Source organism: Oleiphilus sp. HI0066 (assembly GCF_001635725.1).
The window spans coordinates 1-1,123 of sequence record NZ_LWFH01001314.1; the positions used below are offsets into that span (position 1 = coordinate 1).

Sequence of the window (1,123 nt, forward strand, 5' to 3'; positions counted from 1 at the left end):
TTTGTCTGCTTTCGTCAAAAGAATGGTTGTACTGAGTTCGCTCTTTTTGCTCCAGTCGAGCAGCATCGTGTCGAACTCTGTAAGGGGCTTTCGGATATCCATAATCAGCACTAAGCCTACTAGGCTGTCTCTGTTTTGAAGGTAATCTTCAAGGTGGCGTCCCCATGCTTCCTTCATGTCTAGGGACACTTTTGCATAGCCGTAACCCGGTAAGTCGACCAAGCGCACGCCTTCTATATCTAGGGAGAAGAAATTGATCAGTTGCGTGCGACCAGGTGTTTTACTTGTGCGCGCCAGTTTCTTGTTTTGAGTGATGCTATTAATAGCAGAGGACTTTCCGGCATTTGACCTGCCAGCAAAGGCAATTTCGATTCCGTTATCACTCGGACAGTTTGAAAGTTTTGAGCCGCTTTGCATAAATGCGGCAGAATCATAGGCGAGTCGAAATAAGGTGGCAGGTTTTGCTTGGTCACTCATGCATTGATACTCATTGGTACTGACTTAAAGTCTTTTATCACTGGGGGCTTAGTGTATAATACCCCCACTTTTTTTGCCTGATCTTTCTTGTGAGATCTTAATCAGTCGATATAATTACTGAAGGTCAGGTTGGCGAAATAATAGAAGAATAAAGCCGCAGTGAATGGCGAATTTATTAGAGTGAGCGCGCAAATTATGAATAAGTTGTTTAAGGGGTTGGTAGTTGCATTAGGTCTAAGCAGCTCTGCATTTGTTTCTGCTGAAGTTGTAGGCGATGTGCAAGCTGGTAAAGACAAGTCTGCGGTATGTGCTGCATGTCATGGTGCAGATGGTAATAGTGCGGCGGGTAACTTCCCTAAGTTAGCAGGTCAAGGCGAGAGATACTTGCTAAAGCAAATGTATGATCAAAAAGAAGGTCGTCGTGTGATTGTTGAAATGACGGGTCTTTTAGATGGTTTTAGTGACCAAGACATGGCAGATGTTGCAGCGTACTTTGCGGCGCAAACAACAACAGTTGGTCAAGCGGATCCAGAATTAGTTGAAGAAGGTCGCGCTCTTTACCGTGCCGGTAACCCAGCTACTAAAATGGCAGCATGTATCGCTTGTCACGGTCCTTCAGGTAAAGGTGTTGAGGCGGCAGGTTTCC

General features: G+C 45.3%; 2 protein-coding genes. One reads left to right on the forward strand and one right to left on the reverse strand.

From position 1 onward, the window contains the following. On the reverse strand, positions 1-477 hold a 477-nt coding region (yihA, locus tag A3738_RS19370), incomplete at its 3' end, for a ribosome biogenesis GTP-binding protein YihA/YsxC (RefSeq protein ID WP_068763790.1). A 195-nt stretch (positions 478-672) separates the two neighbouring features. Here yihA and A3738_RS19375 point away from each other — a divergent pair. Further along, positions 673-1,123, forward strand: a 451-nt coding sequence (locus A3738_RS19375) for a cytochrome c (RefSeq protein ID WP_082890084.1), incomplete at its 3' end; no start/stop codon positions are given.